Origin of the sequence: Pelomonas sp. KK5 (assembly GCF_001984095.1) — a bacterium.
Lineage (GTDB): Bacteria > Pseudomonadota > Gammaproteobacteria > Burkholderiales > Burkholderiaceae_C > KK5.
Genome location: NZ_LYVQ01000007.1, coordinates 25,304 through 43,586 on the forward strand (window position 1 = coordinate 25,304; position 18,283 = coordinate 43,586).

Consider the following 18,283-nt stretch of genomic DNA (forward strand, 5'->3'; position numbering starts at 1 on the left):
TGCTCCCCATCTCATGCCGATGCCCCGCGGTTTCCACTTCCTGATCGCCGCGCAATTCGCCTCGGCTCTTGCGGACAACGCCCTGCTGATTGTCACGATCGCCTTGCTTCAGCAGCAGGGCCTGCCGGGCTGGTGGGCGCCGCTGCTGAAGTTCGGCTTCACGCTGTCCTATGTCGTGCTGGCCCCCTTCGTCGGTGCGCTGGCCGACGCGATGCCCAAGGCGCGGCTGATGGCCTGGATGAACGGGGTCAAGCTGGTCGGCGTGCTGGCGCTGCTGGCGGGCCTGCATCCGGTGCTGGCCTTCACGATCGTCGGCTTCGGTGCCGCCGCCTATGCGCCGGCCAAGTACGGGTTGATCACCGAGATCTGCGGGCCCGAGCGGCTGGTGGCGGCCAATGGGTGGCTGGAGGTGACGGTGGTCTGCGCGGCGCTGCTGGGTGCGGTGCTCGGCGGGGCGCTGGTGAGCCCGCTCGTGCTGGACCTGCTGGGCATGGGCCTGTCGGGCGCGATGGCCGTGCTGATCGGGGTCTACGTGCTGGCGAGCCTGCTGAACCTCGGCATTCCGGACAGCGGGGCGCGCTATGCCTCGCGGGGCTTTCATCCGCAGGTACTGCTCGATGACTTCCGCGCAGCCAATCGCACGCTGTGGCGCGACTGCGATGGCGGGCTCTCGCTGGCGGTGACGACGATCTTCTGGGGCGTCGGCGCCACGCTGCAGTTCGCGGTGCTGCGCTGGTCGGCCGACGCGCTGGGGCTGCCGCTGGACAAGGCGGCGATGCTGCAGGCGGCGGTGGCCGTGGGCGTGATCGCCGGCGCCGGCGTGGCGGGCCGCTGCGTGCCGCTGGCGGCGGCCAAGAAGATGCTCGTCTGTGGCGTGCTGCTGGGGCTCCTGATGCCGGTCGTCGCCGCGACGCGCTCGCTGCCCGCGGCCATCGTGCTGCTGATGCTCACCGGCGCGGTCGGCGGCCTGCTGGTCGTGCCGCTCAATGCCTTGCTGCAGCACCGCGGCTACCAGCTGCTGTCGGCCGGCCGCTCGATCGCGGTGCAGGGCTTCAACGAGAACGCCAGCGTGCTGGGCATGCTGGCGCTCTATGCGGGACTGCTGTGGCTGGACGTGCCGATCGGCGTGCTGCTGAGCGGGCTGGGGCTGGCGGTGGCTGCCGCGCTCGGGCTGCTGATGCGACGGGAGTCGCGCAAGAGAAAGATCAGCCTGGTACCACGCTGACCCGCGTCGTGGCCGGCAGCACCTCGTGCTGCTGCATCGCCCCGGCCAGCACGCCCTCGAACTGCGCCACGATGCCGGCCCAGTCCAGCGGCTCGGCGCTGGCCCGTGCGGCGGCGCCGATGGCCTGCCGGCGCGGTGCGTCCAGCGCCAGTTCCAGCGCCGCGTCGACAAAGGCCTGGCGCTGGTCCAGCGCCGCCAGCATGCCGTTGCCGCCATGGCGGATCAGCTGCGCGGCGGCCGCGTAGTCGAAGGCGACGATGGGCAGGCCGCTGGCCATCGCCTCGGTCGTCACGTTGCCGAAGGTCTCGGTCTGGCTCGGGAACACGAACAGGTCCATCGACGCATAGTGCGCCGCCAGGTCCTCGCCGCGGCGCTGGCCGGCGAAGATCGCGTCCGGGCAGCGGGCCTGCAGCTCGGCGCGCTGCGGGCCGTCGCCGACGAAGAGCAGCTTCGCGCGCGGCTGCCGCTGGCGGATCGCCTCGAAAGCGGCCAGCAGGGCGTCCAGGTTCTTCTCCGGCGCGAGGCGGCCGACGCAGCCGACGACCACGTCGCCCTCGCTGACGCCCCACTGCTGCTCGCGCAGCGCGGCGCTGCGGCGGGTGGGGTTGAACAGCTTCGTGTCCACGCCGCGGCTCACCACCAGCAGGCGCTCGAAGCCCTGCGCCTGCAGCTGGCGACGCAGCGCCTCGGTGGGCACCATGGTCCAGTCGCAGCGGTTATGGAACTTGCGCAGATAGCCCATGATCGGCTTGTGCAGCCAGCCGATGCCGTAGTGGCTGCTGTAGGCGTGGAAATTGGTGCGGAAGTCGGAGCAGACCGGCAGCTTCAGCAGCAGCGCGGCCTGCAGCGCGGACCAGCCGAGCGCGCCTTCGGTGGCGATGTGCACCACGTCGGGCCGGCGCATCGACCACAGCTTCACCAGCGCCCGCTTGGACGGCATGCCCATGCGCAGGCTCGGGTAGCGCGGGATCGGCAGGCCGCGTACCAGCTCCTCGTCGAAGCGGTCGCCCGCCGCGTCGTGCGCGCCCTGGCGCGGCCGGATCAGCTGGATGTCGTGGTTGCGCTCGTGCATGCCCTCGACCAGCCGGGCCATCGTCATCGCCACGCCGTTGACCTCGGGCGGGTAGGTCTCGGTGACGAAGGCGACCCGCAGGCTGGGCCGCGCGGGGCTCAGGTGGTCGACGAGGAAGCGCTGCTGGGCATCGGTGAGGGCGGCGTTCATGCAGCGATGCTGACCGTGCCGCGCAACAGTTCGATGACGGTTGCGCGTCGGTTTTGTGGCAGCGCCGCCGTCACGGGGCTTTCATGCAGCCCCGTCACCATCGCGTCACACCATCTTTCACTACGACGGGGACCGCCGTGACCACAAGCCTGCTGAAGGACTTCTTCAAGACCCTCGAGACCCAGCGCTGGGACGACCACCGCCTCTACCACCACAGCCGCATCAACCAGAGCCTGCACCTGCTGTCGGCGGTGTGCTTCGTGATCTCCTACGGCCTGATGTTCGTGGACCCGGCCTGGGCCGCGCTGCTCGCCTGGACCGTCTCGATGACCAGCCGCCAAGCCGGTCACTTCTTCTTCGAGCCGCGCGGCTTCGACCACGTCAACAACGTGAGCGACGAGTACAAGGAAGCGGTGAAGGTCGGCTACAACATCCGCCGCAAGATCGTGCTGATGGCCGCCTGGGCCGGCATCCCGCTGCTGCTGTGGTTCCAGCCCTCGCTGTTCGGCTGGATCCAGCCTGCCGTCGACCTGACGGGTTACCTGCACGACGTCGGCATGGCCTGGCTGGCGCTGGGCGTGTCGGGCCTGATCTTCCGCGTGCTGCAGCTGTGGCAGCAGCAGAACCTGATGGAAGGCCTGGCCTGGGGCTTCAAGATCATCACGGACCCGTTCCACGACATCAAGCTCTACCACCGCGCTCCGCTGTTCCTGCTGCGCGGCCAGCTGATCGACCCGATGGAGCATGTCAGCTCGCACGGCTGATCGGTCCGGAGAACCGTTCGGGCTGAGCCTGTCGAAGCCCTGCCCTGAGCCGGTCGAAGGGCCCTTCGACAAGCTCAGGGCGAACGGTTCTTCCTCAGAACAGGTGGCTCAAAGTCTCCTTCAAGATCCCGCGGCGGATGGCCTTGTTGGTCAGCGTCGCGTCCTGCCACCACCAGCCGTCCTTCATCATCTGCTGGCCCGCTGCAACGAAGCGCTGGGTCACGGCGTCGAAGTCCGCATCGGTGTAGTTGAGGCTGAAGATCAGCCGGCCTGTGCCCACCCAGCTGAGCGCCAGGCCCTGCTCGCGCAGGTAGTACTGCAGCAGCCAGTTGTAGCGCGAGGGCTCCGTGTAGGTCACCGTCCAGATCGACTGCAGCGCCGCCACGCGAACCGGCAGGCCGGCCGACTGCAGCGCGGCGTTGAAGCGCTCGGCGCGGCCGGTCCAGCGAGCGTCCAGGCTCTCGTACACGTCCTTGATGCGCGGCGTCTCCAGCCGGCGCAGGAACACGTTCATCGCGCCCATCACGTAGGGGTGGGCGTTGAAGGTGCCGCGGGCGAAGCAGACGTCGGCCGGGCGCTCCTCGCGGTAGCGCTTCATCAGCGAACGCTTGCCGCAGACCACGCCCACCGGCAGGCCGCCGCCCAGCGTCTTGCCGTAGGTGACCATGTCGGCCTGCACGCCGAAGTACTGCTGGGCGCCGCCAGGGGCCAGGCGGAAGCCGACGAAGACCTCGTCGAAGATCAGCACGATGCCGCGCTCGCTGCAGACCTCGCGCAGCTGCTTGAGCCACGCCGTGTAGGCGGCGCGGTCGAAGCCGGCGCGGCGGCTGCTGTCCATCAGCGCCGAGTCGCCTGGCGCGTTGGCGTTCGGGTGCAGCGCCTGCAGCGGGTTGACCAGCACGCAGGCGATGTCGCGGCGGGTGCGCAGCACCTGCAGGCTCTTGGGATCGAGGTCCTTCAGCGTGTAGGTCTCGCGCGGGGGCAGCGGGTTGCCGGGGCCGGGCTGCACGTCCTCCCACCAGCCGTGGTACGCGCCGCAGAAGCGCACCAGGTGCTTCTTCTTCGTGTGGTAGCGGGCCAGGCGCACGGCCTGCATCACGGCCTCGGTGCCGGACATGTGGAAGGACACCTCGTCCAGGCCCGAGACGGCCTTCAGCCGCGCGACGTTGTCGGCCACGCAGGGGTGGTAGGCGCCGAGCACCGGGCCCAGCGGGGCGGCGAGCTGCGCGCCTTCGGCGATGCAGTCGCGGTAGAAGTCCACGCCGAAGACGTTGACGCCGTAGGAGCCGGTCAGGTCGTAGAAGACGTTGCCGTCCAGGTCTTCCACCGTCACGCCCTGGGCGGCGCGCAGGAAGCTGCCGCTGGGCAGGTGCTGGCGCAGGTAGGGGCTGAAGGGGAAGGGCACGCGGTAGCTGCCGGTGAACTGCAGGTCCGAGATGCCGTCGCGTGCCTGGCGGGTGGCTTCGATGCTCTGGGCATAACGCTCATTCCAGACGGCAGCCAGGCGCTGGAAGCCGGCGCGGCGCTGGTTCGTCACATCGGCCGGCGCGCCGTCGGCGGCGAAGAAGCGGGCTTCGCCGTAGGCATAGCCGGGCAGCAGACGTGCCAGGCGCTTGGCCCAGAGGGAATGGCCGGCGAGCGAGCGGTGCTTGGCGCGGGAGAGTTGCAGGCGCCGATGGGCCAGCGGCAGGGTCCAGGCCAGCGCGGCGAGCGCGACAGCCGACAGGGCAAAGGTTTCTTCCATGATCGGGCCGTTGTTTCGGTGGCCCGAGATTTATCAAGCTTGATTGACAGGACGATGAATTGAACACGAGCAACACCCTTATCAAGCGGTTTTTCCAGCAGGAAGACCTGAACTTCCTGCTCACCAACCGCGTGCCGCGCATCGCGTTGACCCGCTTCATGGGCTGGTTCAGCCAGATCCGCTCGCCGCTGCTGGCGCGGGTGTCCATCGGCATCTGGCGGCTGTTCACCGACCTCGACCTCAGCGAGGCCCGCGAGCAGCGCTACGGCAGCCTGCACGACTGCTTCACCCGCGAGCTGAAGCCCGGCGCGCGCACGATCGAGCCCGACCCGGCGCTGCTGGCCAGCCCCTGCGACGGCATCGTCGGCGAGTGCGGGCCGGTGCAGGGCCGGCAGGTCTTCCAGGCCAAGGGCTTCCCGTATTCGATGGGCGAGCTGTTCGGGCCCAGCCAGGACGCCAGCGCCTTCCAGGACGGAACCTACATCACGCTGCGCCTCACCTCCAGCATGTACCACCGCTTCCATGCGCCGGTGGACTGCGAGGTGGACCATGTGACCTTCATCAGCGGGGACACCTGGAACGTCAACCCGATCGCGCTGAAGCGGGTGGAGCGCCTGTTCTGCCGCAACGAGCGCGCGGTGCTGCGCGCCCGCTGCGGGGAACACCAGCTGGCCATCGTGCCGGTGGCGGCCATCCTGGTGGCCAGCCTGCGGCTGCACTTCCTGGACCTGCTGCTGCACCTGGGCTACCAGGGGCCCAAGGAAATCCCCTGCCAGGCGACATACGCCAAGGGCGAGGAGATGGGCTGGTTCCAGCACGGCTCCACGATCATCCTGTTCGCCCCCAAGGGCTTCGCGCTGGCCGATGGCATCGCCACCGGCTCGCGCGTGAAGATGGGGCAGGCGCTGATGAAGTTACCCGTTACTTCATCGCCTCCAGGACAAGGTTGAACGGCGTCTCCGTCGCCCGCCGGAAGCTCCTGAAGCCGGCGTCCATGAACACATGGCGCAGCCGCTTCTCGCCGGCCTGCGCGCCCAGGCCCAGCCCGACCTCCTGCGACAGCGAGTTGGGCGTGCAGATGCAGGTGGAGGCGGCGTAGAACAGCCGGCCGACCGGGTTCAGGTTGCTCTGCAGCTCGTCGTTGGCGAAGGGCTCGACCAGCAGCACCGTGCCGCCGGGCTTCAGCGCCTCGAAGGCGCGGCGGGCGGCGCCGACCGGGTCGCCCATGTCGTGCAGGCAGTCGAAGAAGCAGACCAGGTCGTAGTCGCTGCCCGGGAAGCCCTTGGCGGGCGCCTGCTCGAAGGCGGTGCGGCCCGCCACGCCGGCCTCCTCGGCGCGCTGGCGGGCCTGCTCGATCGACGGGGCGTGGAAGTCGAAGCCGTGGAAGCGCGAGTTCGGGTAGGCCTGGGCCAGCACGACGGTGGAGGCACCGTGGCCGCAGCCGATGTCGGCCACCTTGGCGCCGGCCTCCAGCTTGGGCACCACGCCGTCCAGCGCCGGCAGCCACTGGCTCACCAGGTTGGCCTTGTAGCCGGGACGGAAGAAGCGCTCGGTGCCGGAGAAGAGGCAGGGATGGTGCTCGCCCCAGGACAGGGCGCCGTCGCCGCGCATTGCCGCGGCGATCTTGTCCTTGTCCAGGAACATGCTGGCCAGCACCTGCACGCCGCCAGCCACGTAGACCGGCGAATCCTCCACCGCCAGGGCCAGCGCCTGCTCGGGCGGCAGCCGGAAGGTGCTGTCGCCCTCCAGTTCCACATAGCCGCTGGCCGCCTGCGCGCTGAGCCACTCGCGCAGCAGCCGGGCATTGCAGCCGGTGCGCTCGGCCAGTTGCTCCGCCGTGGTGGGCCGGCCGTCGGCCATGGCCCGGTACAGGCCCAGCTCCTCGCCGAGGATCACCGTGGCCATCATCGCGCCGCCACCCATGTCGGTGACCAGCCGCCCCATGAAGTCCTGTAGCTTCGCTTCGTTCATCGCCGTCACTCCTTGTGCGGATCGACGCAAGACGTGGCCGGGAGGATCCGCGCTCCGGGCCGATGCTTTGTCTCGGATCGGCCCTTCGGCCTTACAGCAGGCGTCGGCTTGTGGCGTTAGCGCGCCATAACGCCGAAACCGTGCGGTGTGCGCAATCCGCCACAGATGGCGCCGGCTGTCATACGCATACAGGGGCAGTCAGGCGCAGACTGGGCCTGTCTTTCTGTTGGTTTGAAAGGTCTGCGATGAGCCCGATGTCCCTGGTCCATCTGTCCGGTGAAACGCTGCAAGCGGCGCACGATCACGACGACATGCCGTCCCCGCACGGCGAGCGCGGCGAGCGCGACTGGGCGGCCTGGGTCGGTCTCGCGCTGCCGCTGGTGATTGCCACGATGATGATCGTGGCGCGGCTGCACTGACCTTTTTCAGGCCGTTTCCAGGGCCCGCGCGATGCGGTGCCTGTTGACGGTCGGCTTCGGCACCCGCATGTCGAACCAGCTGCGCACGTCGTTCTCGATGCCGATGCCGTGCATGAAGTTGTAGATCGCCTTCTTCAGGCAGCGCCCCAGCGCGTCGTGGTCGACGCCGGTGGGGTCCACGAAACCCACGTCGTTCTTGGCGAACGGGCTGTCGGGCAGCGGCAGCAGCGTCACGCCGTAGTCCTGCGGCGCCAGGCCCACCGGCGAATGCACGGTGCAGGCGAAGCGGTGGAAGAAGCCGCTCTGTATGCAGCCGTTCTCGAACAATTGCCGCACGTACTCCAGCGCATCGACGGTGTCCTGCACCGTCTGCGTCGGGAAGCCGTACATCAGGTAGGCGTGCACCAGGATGCCGGCGTCGGTGAAGGCCTTGGTGACGCGGGCCACCTGCTCGACGCTGACGCCCTTCTTCATCAGGTTCAGCAAGCGGTCGGAGGCCACCTCCAGCCCGCCGGAGATCGCGATGCAGCCGCTGTCGGCCAGCTGCTGGCAGAGCTCGGGGCTGAATGACTTCTCGAAGCGGATATTGCCCCACCAGCTGATGCTGGTGCCGCGCTGTTGCAGCTCGGCGGCCAGCGCCTTCAGCGCCTTGGGCGGGGCGGCCTCGTCGACGAAGTGGAAGCCGGTCTGGCCGGTCTCGGCGACGATCGCCTCGATGCGGTCCACCAGCACCTCGGCCGAGGCGCCCTCATAGCGCGAGATGTAGTCCAGGCTGACGTCGCAGAAGCTGCACTTCTTCCAGTAGCAGCCGTGGGCCACGGTGAGCTTGTTCCAGCGCCCGTCGGACCAGAGCCGGTTCATCGGGTTCAGCATGTCCAGCAGCGACAGGTAGTCCTGCAGCGGCAGGCCGTCCCAGGTGGGTGTGCCGACTTCGGCGAAGGCCACGTCGGGTTCCACCAGGTTGACGTACTTCACCGCGCCGTCCTCGCGGACGAAGGTGCGCACGAGGCGCTGCCTGGAACGCTTGGCGCCCAGGTGTTCCAGCAGCGCCAGCAGCGGCCGCTCGCCGGCGTCCAGCGTCACGTAGTCGACGAAGTCGAACAGCCGCGGTTCGGCCAGCTCGCGCAGCTCGGTGTTGACGAAGCCGCCGCCGAGCACGACCGCGATGTTCGGGTCGCGCGCCTTGATCGTCTGCGCGATGCGCAGCGCGGCGTAGACGGCGCCGGGGAAGGGGACCGAGAGCAGCACCACGTCGGGCTGGTGCTGTTCGAGAGACATAACGGTCAATTCGCGCAGCGTCTCGTCCACCAGGTTCGGCGGCGCGCCCAGCGCGTCGGCCAGCGGGTCGAAGCTGGGCTGGCTGGTGGCCAGCTTCTCGGCATAGCGGACGAACTCGAAGCGCGGGTCCACCGCGTCGCGCAGCACGTCGGCCAGATCGTTCAGGTAGAGCGTGGCGAGGTGCCGCGCGCGGTCCTGCAGGCCCAGGGCGCCGAAGGCCCAGGCGAGCGGGTCTTCGCCCTCCTCGGCGATGTAGTGGTCCAGCGCGGCGAAGCGCGGGCCCTCGGGCAGGAAGGCGCGGGTGTTGATGCGGTGCGCCAGCGTCGGGTCGCGACCCTGCAGGAAGGCGATGACCGGCGTGATCGTCGCGCGGTAGCGCTCGTAGGCGGCCTCGAAATACTCCACCGCCGGGCTGCGTTGCGCGCGGGCGGCGGCCTCGTGCAGCGTGGCCAGGCCCTCGCGCGAGAACAGCTTCAGCACCAGGGCCAGCGCCAGGTCCACCTGCTGCGCGGCGATCCCGCGCGAGCGCAGGAAGCCCGTCAGGTAGGCGGTGGACGGGTAGGGCGTGTTGAGCTGCGTCATCGGCGGGATGACGCTGAGCACGCGCAGGGCGATGGCGGGAAGAGCGGCGGACATTGCCGCAATTTTGCCAGTCGCACGCCTGGCGCACCGTAGTTACCCGAATCAACGGCCTTCGTCGCGTGGTCAGCCCTTATCCTCGCGCCCACCCATGCAGCCCCCACGCTCACTTCGTTCACTGCCCCCCGAGGGGGCGCGCAACGCCTTCGGGCGGCCGAGCGGCGCTGCATGAACCTCTTCGTCTCGCTCAAGTACCTGGTCGCGCTGGACGATCACCGCCACTTCGGCCGCGCCGCCGTGGCCTGCCATGTGACGCAGCCGGCGCTGTCCAATGCGATCCGGGCGCTGGAGGAGAACTTCGGCTGCGCCATCGTCAAGCGGGGCCGCGCCTTCGCGGGCTTCACGCCCGAAGGCGAGCGCATCCTGGCCAGTGCGAGGCGGATGCTGAACGAGCACGAACTGCTGCAGCAGGACCTGACGAGCAGCGCCGGCCAGCCGGTCGGCAACCTGCTGCTCGGTGCGGTGCCGACGGCGATGCCGATCGCCGCCCGCTTCGGCGCGATGCTGCAGGACCGGCACCCCGGCATCCGCCCGACGCTGCGCTCGATGAGTTCCGTCGAGCTCGAAGGCGGCCTGGAAAACCTGGCCCTCGACATGGCGCTGGGCTATGCCGAGCGGGTGGACGAGGCGCGCTCGGCGCTGCGGGTGATCCCGCAGTACGTGGAGCACTACTACCTGCTGTCGCGCCCGGCCGAGCCGCGGGGCGAGGGCCTGCAGATGGGGCCAGGTCTTGCCTGGAGCGAGGCGGCCGAGCTGCCGCTGTGCCTGCTGAGCCCCGAAATGCACAACCGCACGCTGATCGATCGTGCATTTTTCACGGCCTGCGGCCGCGCCGTCACGGCGGCGATAGAGACCAACTCAATACTGACGCTCGTTTTGAGCGTTAGGGCCGGGCGCGTCGCCAGCGTGCTGCCGGGGGCGCTGCTCAGTGCGATGCAGGGGGACGCGGCGCAGTTGCTGGCCCGGCGGCTGGTGTCGCCGGTGGTCGAGGTGCCGATGGCCCTGCTGGTGCACGACAGCAACCGCCCCTCGCGCACGCTGGAAGCGGCGCTGGCCTTCGCGGACAGCGCCGAGTGGCGCGAGCAACTGGCCCGTCATGCGGGCCTGCTGCCCGGTGATCCAGGTTAACCCTCGATTCACCGGGCTGATCGCGCCATTCGGCGAATGAATTTGACCCTGGGCGGGAGCGCTCGGGACACTTCGGCCTTACCGCGCGGCCAAAACAGCGCGGAAAAGCAGTACGACAGGAGAGACATCAATGTCCGCCGTGATTGGGAACACGACAGGAGCCGGGGCGCCGGGCCTGCTCGACAAGGAACGCACGATCGCCGGCGCCGGCTTCAACCGGTGGCTCGTTCCTCCGGCCGCGCTGGCCATCCATCTTTGCATCGGCATGGCCTACGGCTTCTCGGTGTTCTGGCTGCCGCTGTCCAAGGCGCTGGGCGGCGCCGCCGCGGCCTGTGGCAAGGACGTCGGCCTGATGGCCGAGCTGTTCGCCAGCGATTGCAACTGGCGCATCTCCTCGCTGAGCCTGATGTACACCCTGTTCTTCGTGGTGCTGGGCGTGGCCGCGGCGCTGTGGGGCGGCTGGCTGGAACACGTCGGCCCGCGCAAGGCCGGCGTCGTGGCGGCCTTCTGCTGGTGCGGCGGCCTGCTGATCTCAGCTCTGGGCGTATCCACGCACCAGCTGTGGATGATGTGGCTGGGCTCCGGCGTGATCGGCGGCATCGGCCTGGGCCTGGGCTATATCTCGCCGGTGTCCACGCTGATCAAGTGGTTCCCGGACCGCCGCGGCATGGCGACCGGCATGGCCATCATGGGCTTCGGCGGCGGCGCGATGATCGGCTCGCCGATGGCGGTGGAGCTGATGAAGGCCTTCGGCGGCAGCGTGGCGGCCACCTTCGTCTGCATGGCGGTGATCTATTTCATCTTCATGATGGGCGGCGCGATGAGCTACCGCATCCCGGCCACCGGCTGGAAGCCCAAGGGCTGGACGCCGCCGGTCGCGCAGACCGCCAACGCGATGATCACCCAACGCCACGTCCACGTGAAGAAGGTCTGGGGCATTCCGCAGTTCTGGCTGATCTGGATGGCCCTGTGCATGAACGTGACCGCCGGCATCGGCGTGATCGGCATGGCCAGCCCGATGCTGCAGGAGGTGTTCGGCGGCTCGCTGATCGGCCTCACCGGTGATGCGGCCAAGTTCGGCAACCTGGACAAGGACGCGCTGGCCAAGATCGCCGTCGTCGGCGCCGGCTTCGCCGCGCTGCTGAGCCTGTTCAACATCGTCGGCCGCTTCTTCTGGGCCAGCATGTCCGACAAGCTCGGCCGCAAGCTGACCTACGTCGTGTTCTTCGTGCTGGGCGGCGCCCTCTATGCCAGCATCCCGAGCAGCGCGGACAGCGGCGCCAAGCTGGCCTTCGTCGGCGCGATCTGCATCATCGTGTCCATGTACGGCGGCGGCTTCGCCACGGTGCCGGCCTACCTGGCCGACATCTTCGGTACCCAGATGGTCGGCGCGATCCACGGCCGGCTGCTGACCGCCTGGTCCACCGCCGGCATCCTCGGCCCGGTGCTGATCACCTATATGCGCGAGTACCAGCAGGGCCTGGGCCTGCCCAAGGCGGAGGCCTACAACCAGTCGATGTACATCTTCGTCGGTGTGCTGGTGATCGGCCTGGTCTGCAATCTGCTGGTGCGTCCGCTGAACGAGAAGTGGTTCATGAACGACGCCGAACTGGCGGAAGAGAAGCGCCTGGCGCATGACCGCGCGGCCGCCAACGAGGTGGGCACGGGCAGCGGCGGCGCCGCTTCGGCCGCTGCATCCTCGAACCTGGTGGCGGTGCTGGCCTGGCTGGCTGTTGGAATTCCGCTGGCCTGGGGTGTGTATCGCACGCTCTTGAGCGTGGTCAAGTTCTTCGGCTGAGCATGATGTGAAGATGCGGGCCTGCGTTGCTTGCAATGCAGGCCCGCTGCACTAGAACTGATGAATGAGGAAGCGATGGTGGAGACGATGAACAGCAAGGCAGAGGCAGAAGCAACCGTCAGCGCGGTGCTGGCCGCCCGCGCGGACGAGCCCGGCGCGCTGCTGCCGATCCTGCATGAGGTGCAGGACAAGCTCGGCTACGTGCCGCCGGCTTCGGTGCCGGTCATTGCCGCGGCGCTGAACCTGTCGCGCGCCGAGGTGCACGGCGTCATCACCTACTACCACCACTTCCGCAGCGAGCCGGCCGCACGCCATGTGCTGCAGATCTGCCGCGCCGAGTCCTGCAAGGCGATGGGCGGCGACCAGCTGATGGCCCATGCCGAGAAGAAGCTGGGCTGCGGCCAGCACGAGCATTCGGCCGACGGCCTGTTCACGCTGGAGCCGGCTTTCTGCCTGGGGCTGTGCTCGTCCTCGCCGGCGCTGATGCTGGGCGATGAACTGCACGCCCGGGTGAGCGTCGATGACCTGGATTCGCTGATCGAAGAAGCAAGGAGCGCCGCATGAGCGCCGCCACGATTTACATCCCGCGCGACTCCGCCGCCCTCGCCGTGGGCGCGGACCGGGTCGCGAAGAAGATCGCCGCCGAGGCTGCCGCCCGCGGGATCGAACTCAATATCGTCCGCAACGGCTCGCGCGGCCTGATGTGGCTGGAGCCCATGGTCGAGGTGGCGACGCCCGCCGGCCGCGTCGCCTACGGCCCGGTCACGACCAAGGACGTCGCCGCGCTGTTCGACGCCGGCTTCCCCGCTAACGGCACATCTCATCAGACCCATCTGGGCCTGACCGAGGAGATCCCGTATCTCAAGAATCAGGAGCGCCTGACCTTCGCCCGCATGGGCGTCACCGATCCGGTGTCGCTGAGCGACTACGAGGCCCACGAAGGCTATGCCGGCCTGCGCGCCGCGCTGGGTCTAGCGCCCGAGGCGATCGTCCAGCAGGTGTTCGACTCCGGCCTGCGCGGCCGCGGCGGCGCCGCCTTCCCGGCCGGCATCAAATGGAAGACGGTGGCCGGTGTGCAGGCGGCGCAGAAGTACATCGTCTGCAATGCCGACGAGGGCGACTCCGGCACCTTCTCCGACCGCATGACCATGGAGGGCGACCCCTTCATGCTGATCGAGGGCATGACGATCGCCGGTCTCGCGGTCGGCGCCACGATGGGCTACATCTACTGCCGCTCCGAATACCCGCATGCGATCGCCGCGCTGAACGAGGCGATCGTCGCGGCCGAGAAATCCGGCCACCTGGGCGACAACGTGCTGGGCAGCGGCAAGGCCTTCTGGCTCGAAGTCCGCAAGGGCGCGGGCTCCTACGTCTGCGGCGAAGAAACCGCGCTGCTGGAAAGCATCGAGGGCAAGCGCGGCATCGTGCGAGCCAAGCCGCCGCTGCCGGCGATCGAGGGCCTGTTCGGCCAGCCGACGGTCATCAACAACGTGATCACCTTCGCCAGCGTGCCGGTCATCCTGGCCAAGGGCGCGGAGTTCTACAAGAACTACGGCATCGGCCGCTCGCGCGGCACGCTGCCGATGCAGCTGGCCGGCAACATCAAGTACGGCGGCCTGGTCGAGAAGGCCTTCGGTGTCTCGCTGCGCGAGCTGGTCGAGGGCTACGGCGGCGGCACGATGAGCGGCCGGCCGATCAAGGCGATCCAGGTCGGCGGCCCGCTGGGCCCCTACGTGCCCGAGAAGAACTGGGACCTGCCCTTCGACTACGAGAGCTTCGCGGCGGCCGGCGCCACCGTGGGCCACGGCGGCATCGTCGTGCACGACGACACCGCCGACATGGCCTCGCTGGCCCGCTACGCGATGGAGTTCTGCAAGCTGGAAAGCTGCGGCAAGTGCACGCCCTGCCGCATCGGCTCGACCCGCGGCGTCGAGGTGATCGACAAGATCACCCAGAACAAGCAACGTGCCCAGCAGGTCATCCTGCTGCGCGACCTCTGCGACACGATGATCAACGGCTCGCTGTGCGCGATGGGCAATATGACCCCGCTGCCTGTGCTGTCCGCGCTGAACCACTGGCCCGAGGACTTCGGTCTCGAGACACCCGACCAGGCCGCGGCCTGATCCAGGAGGAGAACTCAAATGCTGATCCAGGAAACCGACTACGGCACGCCCGCCAAGCAATCGGACATCGAGGTAACGCTCGAAATCGACGGACAGGAAGTCACGGTGCCGAAGGGCACGTCGGTGATGCGCGCCGCCGTCGACGCCGGCATCCAGGTCCCCAAGCTCTGCGCCACCGACAGCCTCGAGCCCTTCGGCTCCTGCCGCCTGTGCCTGGTGGAAGTGGAAGGCCGCCGCGGCTATCCGGCCTCCTGCACCACGCCTTGCGAGCCGGGCATGAAGGTGAAGACCCAGTCGCCGAAGCTGCAGGAGCTGCGCAAGGGCGTGATGGAGCTCTACATCTCCGACCACCCGCTGGACTGCCTGACCTGCGCCGCCAACGGCGATTGCGAGCTGCAGGACATGGCCGGCGTCACCGGCCTGCGCAACGTCCGCTACGGCTACGACGGCGAGAACCACCTGGACGCCAAGAAGGACGAATCGAACCCGTACTTCACCTATGACGCCAGCAAGTGCATCGTCTGCAACCGCTGCGTGCGCGCCTGCGAGGAAACGCAAGGCACCTTCGCGCTGACCATCTCCGGCCGCGGCTTCGAGTCGCGCGTGTCGCCGGGCATGGACGAGCCCTTCATGGACTCCGAGTGCGTGTCCTGCGGCGCCTGCGTGCAGGCCTGCCCGACCGCCACGCTGCAGGAGAAGTCGGTCATCTGGCTGGGCCAGGCCGAGCACAGCGTGATCACCACCTGCGCCTATTGCGGCGTCGGCTGCTCGTTCAAGGCCGAGATGAAGGGCACGGAAGTCGTGCGCATGGTGCCCTGGAAGGACGGCAAGGCCAATGACGGCCACTCCTGCGTCAAGGGCCGCTTCGCCTGGGGCTATGCCACGCACAAGGACCGCATCACCAAGCCGATGATCCGCGCCACGATCGACGAGCCCTGGCAGGAAGTCAGCTGGGAAGTCGCCATCGGCCACGCGGCCAGCGAGTTCAAGCGCCTGCAGGCCAAGTACGGCAAGGACTCGATCGGCGGCATCACCTCCTCGCGTTGCACGAACGAGGAAACCTACCTCGTGCAGAAGCTGATCCGCGCGGCCTTCGGCAACAACAACGTGGACACCTGCGCCCGCGTCTGCCACTCGCCGACCGGCTACGGCCTGGGCGCCACGCTGGGCACCTCGGCCGGCACGCAGACCTTCAAGTCGGTGGAAGAGGCCGACGTGATCATGGTCATCGGCGCCAACCCGAGCGACGGCCATCCGGTCTTCGCCTCGCGCATGAAGAAGCGCCTGCGCCAGGGCGCCAAGCTGATCGTCGTCGACCCGCGCAAGATCGACATCGTCAGCGGCCCGCACGTGAAGGCGGTGCACCACCTGCCGCTGCGCCCGGGCACCAACGTTGCGGTCATCACCGCGATGGCCCACACCATCGTCACCGAGGGCCTGGTGAACGAGGCCTACGTGGCCGAGCGTTGCGATCCGAAGTCCTTCGGCGAATGGCGTGAGTTCGTCGCCAAGCCGGAGAACTCGCCCGAGACGCTGGAAGCGTCCAGCGGCGTGCCCGCGGCCGACCTGCGCGCCGCGGCCCGCCTCTACGCCACCGGCGGCAATGCCGCGATCTATTACGGCCTGGGCGTCACCGAGCACAGCCAGGGCTCGACGATGGTGATCGGCATCGCCAACCTGGCGATGGCGACCGGCAACGTCGGTCGCGAAGGCGTGGGCGTGAACCCGTTGCGGGGCCAGAACAACGTCCAGGGCTCCTGCGACATGGGTTCCTTCCCGCACGAGCTGCCGGGCTATCGCCACATCAGCGACAGCGTCGTGCGCGCCCAGTTCGAGGAAGCCTGGGGCGTGACGCTGGAACCGGAACCGGGCCTGCGCATCCCGAACATGTTCGAGGCCGCCATCGACGGCAGCTTCAAGGGCCTGTATTGCGAGGGCGAGGACATCGTCCAATCCGACCCGAACACCCAGCACGTGGCCGAGGCGATGAAGTCGATGGAGTGCGTGGTCGTGCAGGACATCTTCCTGAACGAGACCGCCAAGTACGCCCACGTCTTCCTGCCGGGTTCTTCCTTCCTCGAGAAGGACGGCACCTTCACCAATGCCGAGCGCCGCATCTCGCGCGTTCGCAAGGTGATGCCGCCGCTGGCCGGCCTGGCGGACTGGGAGGTCACGGTCAAGCTCTCCGAGGCGCTGGGCTATCCGATGCCCTACAAGAACCCCGAGGCGATCATGGACGAGATCGCCGCGCTGACGCCCACCTTCAGCGGTGTCTCCTACAAGAGGATCGAGGAACTGGGCGGCAGCATCCAGTGGCCCTGCAACGAGGCGGCGCCTGACGGCACGCCGACGATGCACATCAACAAGTTCGTCAAGGGCAAGGGCAAGTTCATCATCACCCAGTACGTGCCGACCGACGAGAAGGTCACGCGCAAGTTCCCGCTGCTGCTGACGACGGGCCGCATCCTGTCGCAGTACAACGTCGGCGCCCAGACCCGCCGCACGGCCAACAACGAATGGCACAGCGAGGACCGGCTGGAGATCCACCCGCACGACGCCGAGGACCGCGGCATCCGCGAGGGCGACTGGGTCGGCATCACGAGCCGCGCCGGCGAGACGGTGCTGCGCGCGGTGGTCTCCGAACGCATGCAGCCGGGTGTGGTCTACACGACCTTCCACTTCCCCGAGTCCGGCGCCAACGTGATCACGACGGACAGCTCCGACTGGGCCACCAACTGCCCCGAGTACAAGGTGACCGCGGTGCAGGTGATGCCGGTGATGCAGCCGTCCAGCTGGCAGCAGGAGTACAGCCGCTTCAACAAGGCGCAGCAGGAATTCCTGGATGCGCGCAACGACGTGGTGTCGGCGAAGTAAGCTGGTGGGGTGATGAACGCGCCGAACGAGATCGCCACCCCCGCTGACGCCTTCTGCGAAGGCGCCCGCGAGGTGCGCGTGCGCGGGCTGCGCGGTGGACAGGCCTTCGAGGCGCCCGACTGGGTGGCCGAGGAAGTGCCGGTGGCGCTGGAGTTCAACGGCATCTCCCACGCGGTGATGCTGGCCACGCCGCTGGACCTGGAGGACTTCGCGCTGGGCTTCTCGCTCAGCGAGGGCATCCTGGATGCGGCGCACGAGCTCTATGCGGTGGACGAGGAGGTTTCGCCCGAAGGCGTGACGCTGCAGCTGCAGGTGGCCAGCTCCGCCTTCATGCGGCTGAAGGAACGCCGCCGCTCGATGACCGGCCGCACCGGCTGCGGCCTGTGCGGCACCGAGAGCCTGGCGCATGTGAGGCAAGACCTGGCCCCGGTGTCGGCGCGTGCGTCATGGAACGCCAAGGCCGTGTCGCATGCCATGGCCCAGTTCCGCGCGCACCAGACGCTGCAGCAATCGACCGGCGCCGTGCATGCGGCCGCCTGGTGCACCCGCGAGGGCGAGCTGCGCTGGCTGCGCGAGGACGTCGGCCGGCACAACGCGCTGGACAAGCTGATCGGCGCGCTGGCCCGCAACGACGTGGATGCCTCGCAGGGCTTCATCGCCGTCACCAGCCGCGCCAGTTTCGAGATGGTGCAGAAGGCGGCGAAGGCGGGGGTGTCGCTGCTCGCGGCCGTATCGGCGCCCACGGCCTTCGCCATCGAGACCGCGCGCTGCGCTGGCCTCACGCTGGTCGGCTTCGCGCGCCAGCAGGACCTGGTGGTCTACAGCCACGCCGACAGAATCAGTTTAGGTAACTAGTTATGCACATCGAGAACCTGATCCGCATGGCCAACCAGATCGGCGCCTTCTTCCAGGACATGCCGGACCATCCGGAAGCGCTGGAAGGCGCGTCCCAGCACATCAAGAAGTTCTGGGAGCCACGCATGCGGCGGGCGCTGCTGGCCTATGTGGATGGGGACGACTCGAGCGCGCTGAGCCCCTTCATCCTCGAGGCGATCACCACGCATCGGGAGTTGCTGGAGCCGCTGGTCCGCGCCTGAT

15 protein-coding genes are annotated in these 18,283 nt (G+C 68.5%); 11 read left to right on the forward strand and 4 right to left on the reverse strand.

Annotation, left to right across the window (positions count from 1 at the left end; genetic code table 11):
- Positions 1-19 precede the first annotated feature (19 nt).
- Entirely contained in the window at positions 20-1,225 is a 1,206-nt protein-coding gene (lplT, locus tag B0W88_RS01900) for a lysophospholipid transporter LplT (RefSeq protein ID WP_077032978.1), read from the forward strand.
- Here the strand turns inward: lplT and B0W88_RS01905 are convergent.
- A complete protein-coding gene (locus tag B0W88_RS01905) occupies positions 1,206-2,447 on the reverse strand; it encodes a glycosyltransferase family 1 protein (protein WP_077032953.1) in 1,242 nt (413 codons plus the stop codon). The genes lplT and B0W88_RS01905 overlap by 20 nt on opposite strands.
- Positions 2,448-2,584: 137 nt before the next feature.
- On the opposite strand from B0W88_RS01905, the gene B0W88_RS01910 reads away from it, so the two are divergent.
- A complete protein-coding gene (locus B0W88_RS01910; protein WP_233151594.1) occupies positions 2,585-3,211 on the forward strand; it encodes a hypothetical protein in 627 nt (208 codons plus the stop codon).
- Between the two features lie 94 nt (positions 3,212-3,305).
- Here the strand turns inward: B0W88_RS01910 and B0W88_RS01915 are convergent, their stop codons facing one another.
- On the reverse strand, positions 3,306-4,955 hold the full coding sequence (locus B0W88_RS01915) for an aminotransferase class III-fold pyridoxal phosphate-dependent enzyme (RefSeq protein ID WP_077032954.1): 1,650 nt from the start codon (positions 4,953-4,955) through the stop codon (positions 3,306-3,308).
- Between the two features lie 59 nt (positions 4,956-5,014).
- Here B0W88_RS01915 and asd point away from each other — a divergent pair, with 59 nt between their 5' ends.
- The gene (asd, locus tag B0W88_RS01920) at positions 5,015-5,905 is read left to right on the forward strand and encodes an archaetidylserine decarboxylase (protein ID WP_077032955.1); all 891 of its coding nucleotides are present in this window, start codon (positions 5,015-5,017) and stop codon (positions 5,903-5,905) included.
- Here asd and B0W88_RS01925 read toward each other — a convergent pair.
- Positions 5,877-6,926 carry a class I SAM-dependent methyltransferase gene (locus B0W88_RS01925; protein WP_077032956.1) on the reverse strand — a complete coding sequence of 350 codons (1,050 nt, stop codon included), beginning with the start codon at positions 6,924-6,926 and terminating at the stop codon, positions 5,877-5,879. The genes asd and B0W88_RS01925 overlap by 29 nt on opposite strands.
- Positions 6,927-7,171: 245 nt before the next feature.
- Here B0W88_RS01925 and B0W88_RS33435 point away from each other — a divergent pair, with 245 nt between their 5' ends.
- On the forward strand, positions 7,172-7,345 hold the full coding sequence (locus B0W88_RS33435; RefSeq protein WP_158080777.1) for a hypothetical protein: 174 nt from the start codon (positions 7,172-7,174) through the stop codon (positions 7,343-7,345).
- Between the two features lie 6 nt (positions 7,346-7,351).
- On the opposite strand, the gene B0W88_RS01930 is transcribed toward B0W88_RS33435, so the two are convergent.
- Complete coding sequence (locus B0W88_RS01930) at positions 7,352-9,259, reverse strand: radical SAM protein (RefSeq protein ID WP_077032957.1); 1,908 nt, start codon at positions 9,257-9,259, stop codon at positions 7,352-7,354.
- Positions 9,260-9,430: 171 nt separating this feature from the next.
- Between B0W88_RS01930 and B0W88_RS01935 the strand changes: the two genes are divergently transcribed.
- The 7 genes from B0W88_RS01935 to B0W88_RS01965 all read left to right on the forward strand — a co-directional run bounded on the left by B0W88_RS01935 (position 9,431) and on the right by B0W88_RS01965 (position 18,282).
- A complete protein-coding gene (locus B0W88_RS01935; RefSeq protein ID WP_077032958.1) occupies positions 9,431-10,390 on the forward strand; it encodes a LysR substrate-binding domain-containing protein in 960 nt (319 codons plus the stop codon).
- Between the two features lie 130 nt (positions 10,391-10,520).
- Positions 10,521-12,188 carry an OFA family MFS transporter gene (locus B0W88_RS01940; protein ID WP_077032959.1) on the forward strand — a complete coding sequence of 556 codons (1,668 nt, stop codon included), beginning with the start codon at positions 10,521-10,523 and terminating at the stop codon, positions 12,186-12,188.
- A 60-nt stretch (positions 12,189-12,248) separates the two neighbouring features.
- A complete protein-coding gene (locus B0W88_RS01945; protein ID WP_233151595.1) occupies positions 12,249-12,752 on the forward strand; it encodes a formate dehydrogenase subunit gamma in 504 nt (167 codons plus the stop codon).
- Positions 12,749-14,311, forward strand: coding sequence for an NADH-quinone oxidoreductase subunit NuoF (locus tag B0W88_RS01950; RefSeq protein WP_077032961.1), 1,563 nt, complete (start codon positions 12,749-12,751; stop codon positions 14,309-14,311). The genes B0W88_RS01945 and B0W88_RS01950 overlap by 4 nt, the downstream gene beginning before the upstream one ends.
- Positions 14,312-14,329: 18 nt before the next feature.
- Positions 14,330-17,185 (forward strand): formate dehydrogenase subunit alpha, encoded by a 2,856-nt coding sequence (gene fdhF, locus B0W88_RS01955; protein WP_077032962.1) that lies wholly within the window; start codon positions 14,330-14,332, stop codon positions 17,183-17,185.
- 12 nt (positions 17,186-17,197) lie between these two features.
- Complete coding sequence (fdhD, locus tag B0W88_RS01960; RefSeq protein ID WP_077032963.1) at positions 17,198-18,040, forward strand: formate dehydrogenase accessory sulfurtransferase FdhD; 843 nt, start codon at positions 17,198-17,200, stop codon at positions 18,038-18,040.
- 2 nt (positions 18,041-18,042) lie between these two features.
- Positions 18,043-18,282 carry a formate dehydrogenase subunit delta gene (locus B0W88_RS01965; protein ID WP_077032964.1) on the forward strand — a complete coding sequence of 80 codons (240 nt, stop codon included), beginning with the start codon at positions 18,043-18,045 and terminating at the stop codon, positions 18,280-18,282.
- The last annotated feature ends 1 nt before the right edge of the window (position 18,283 follow it).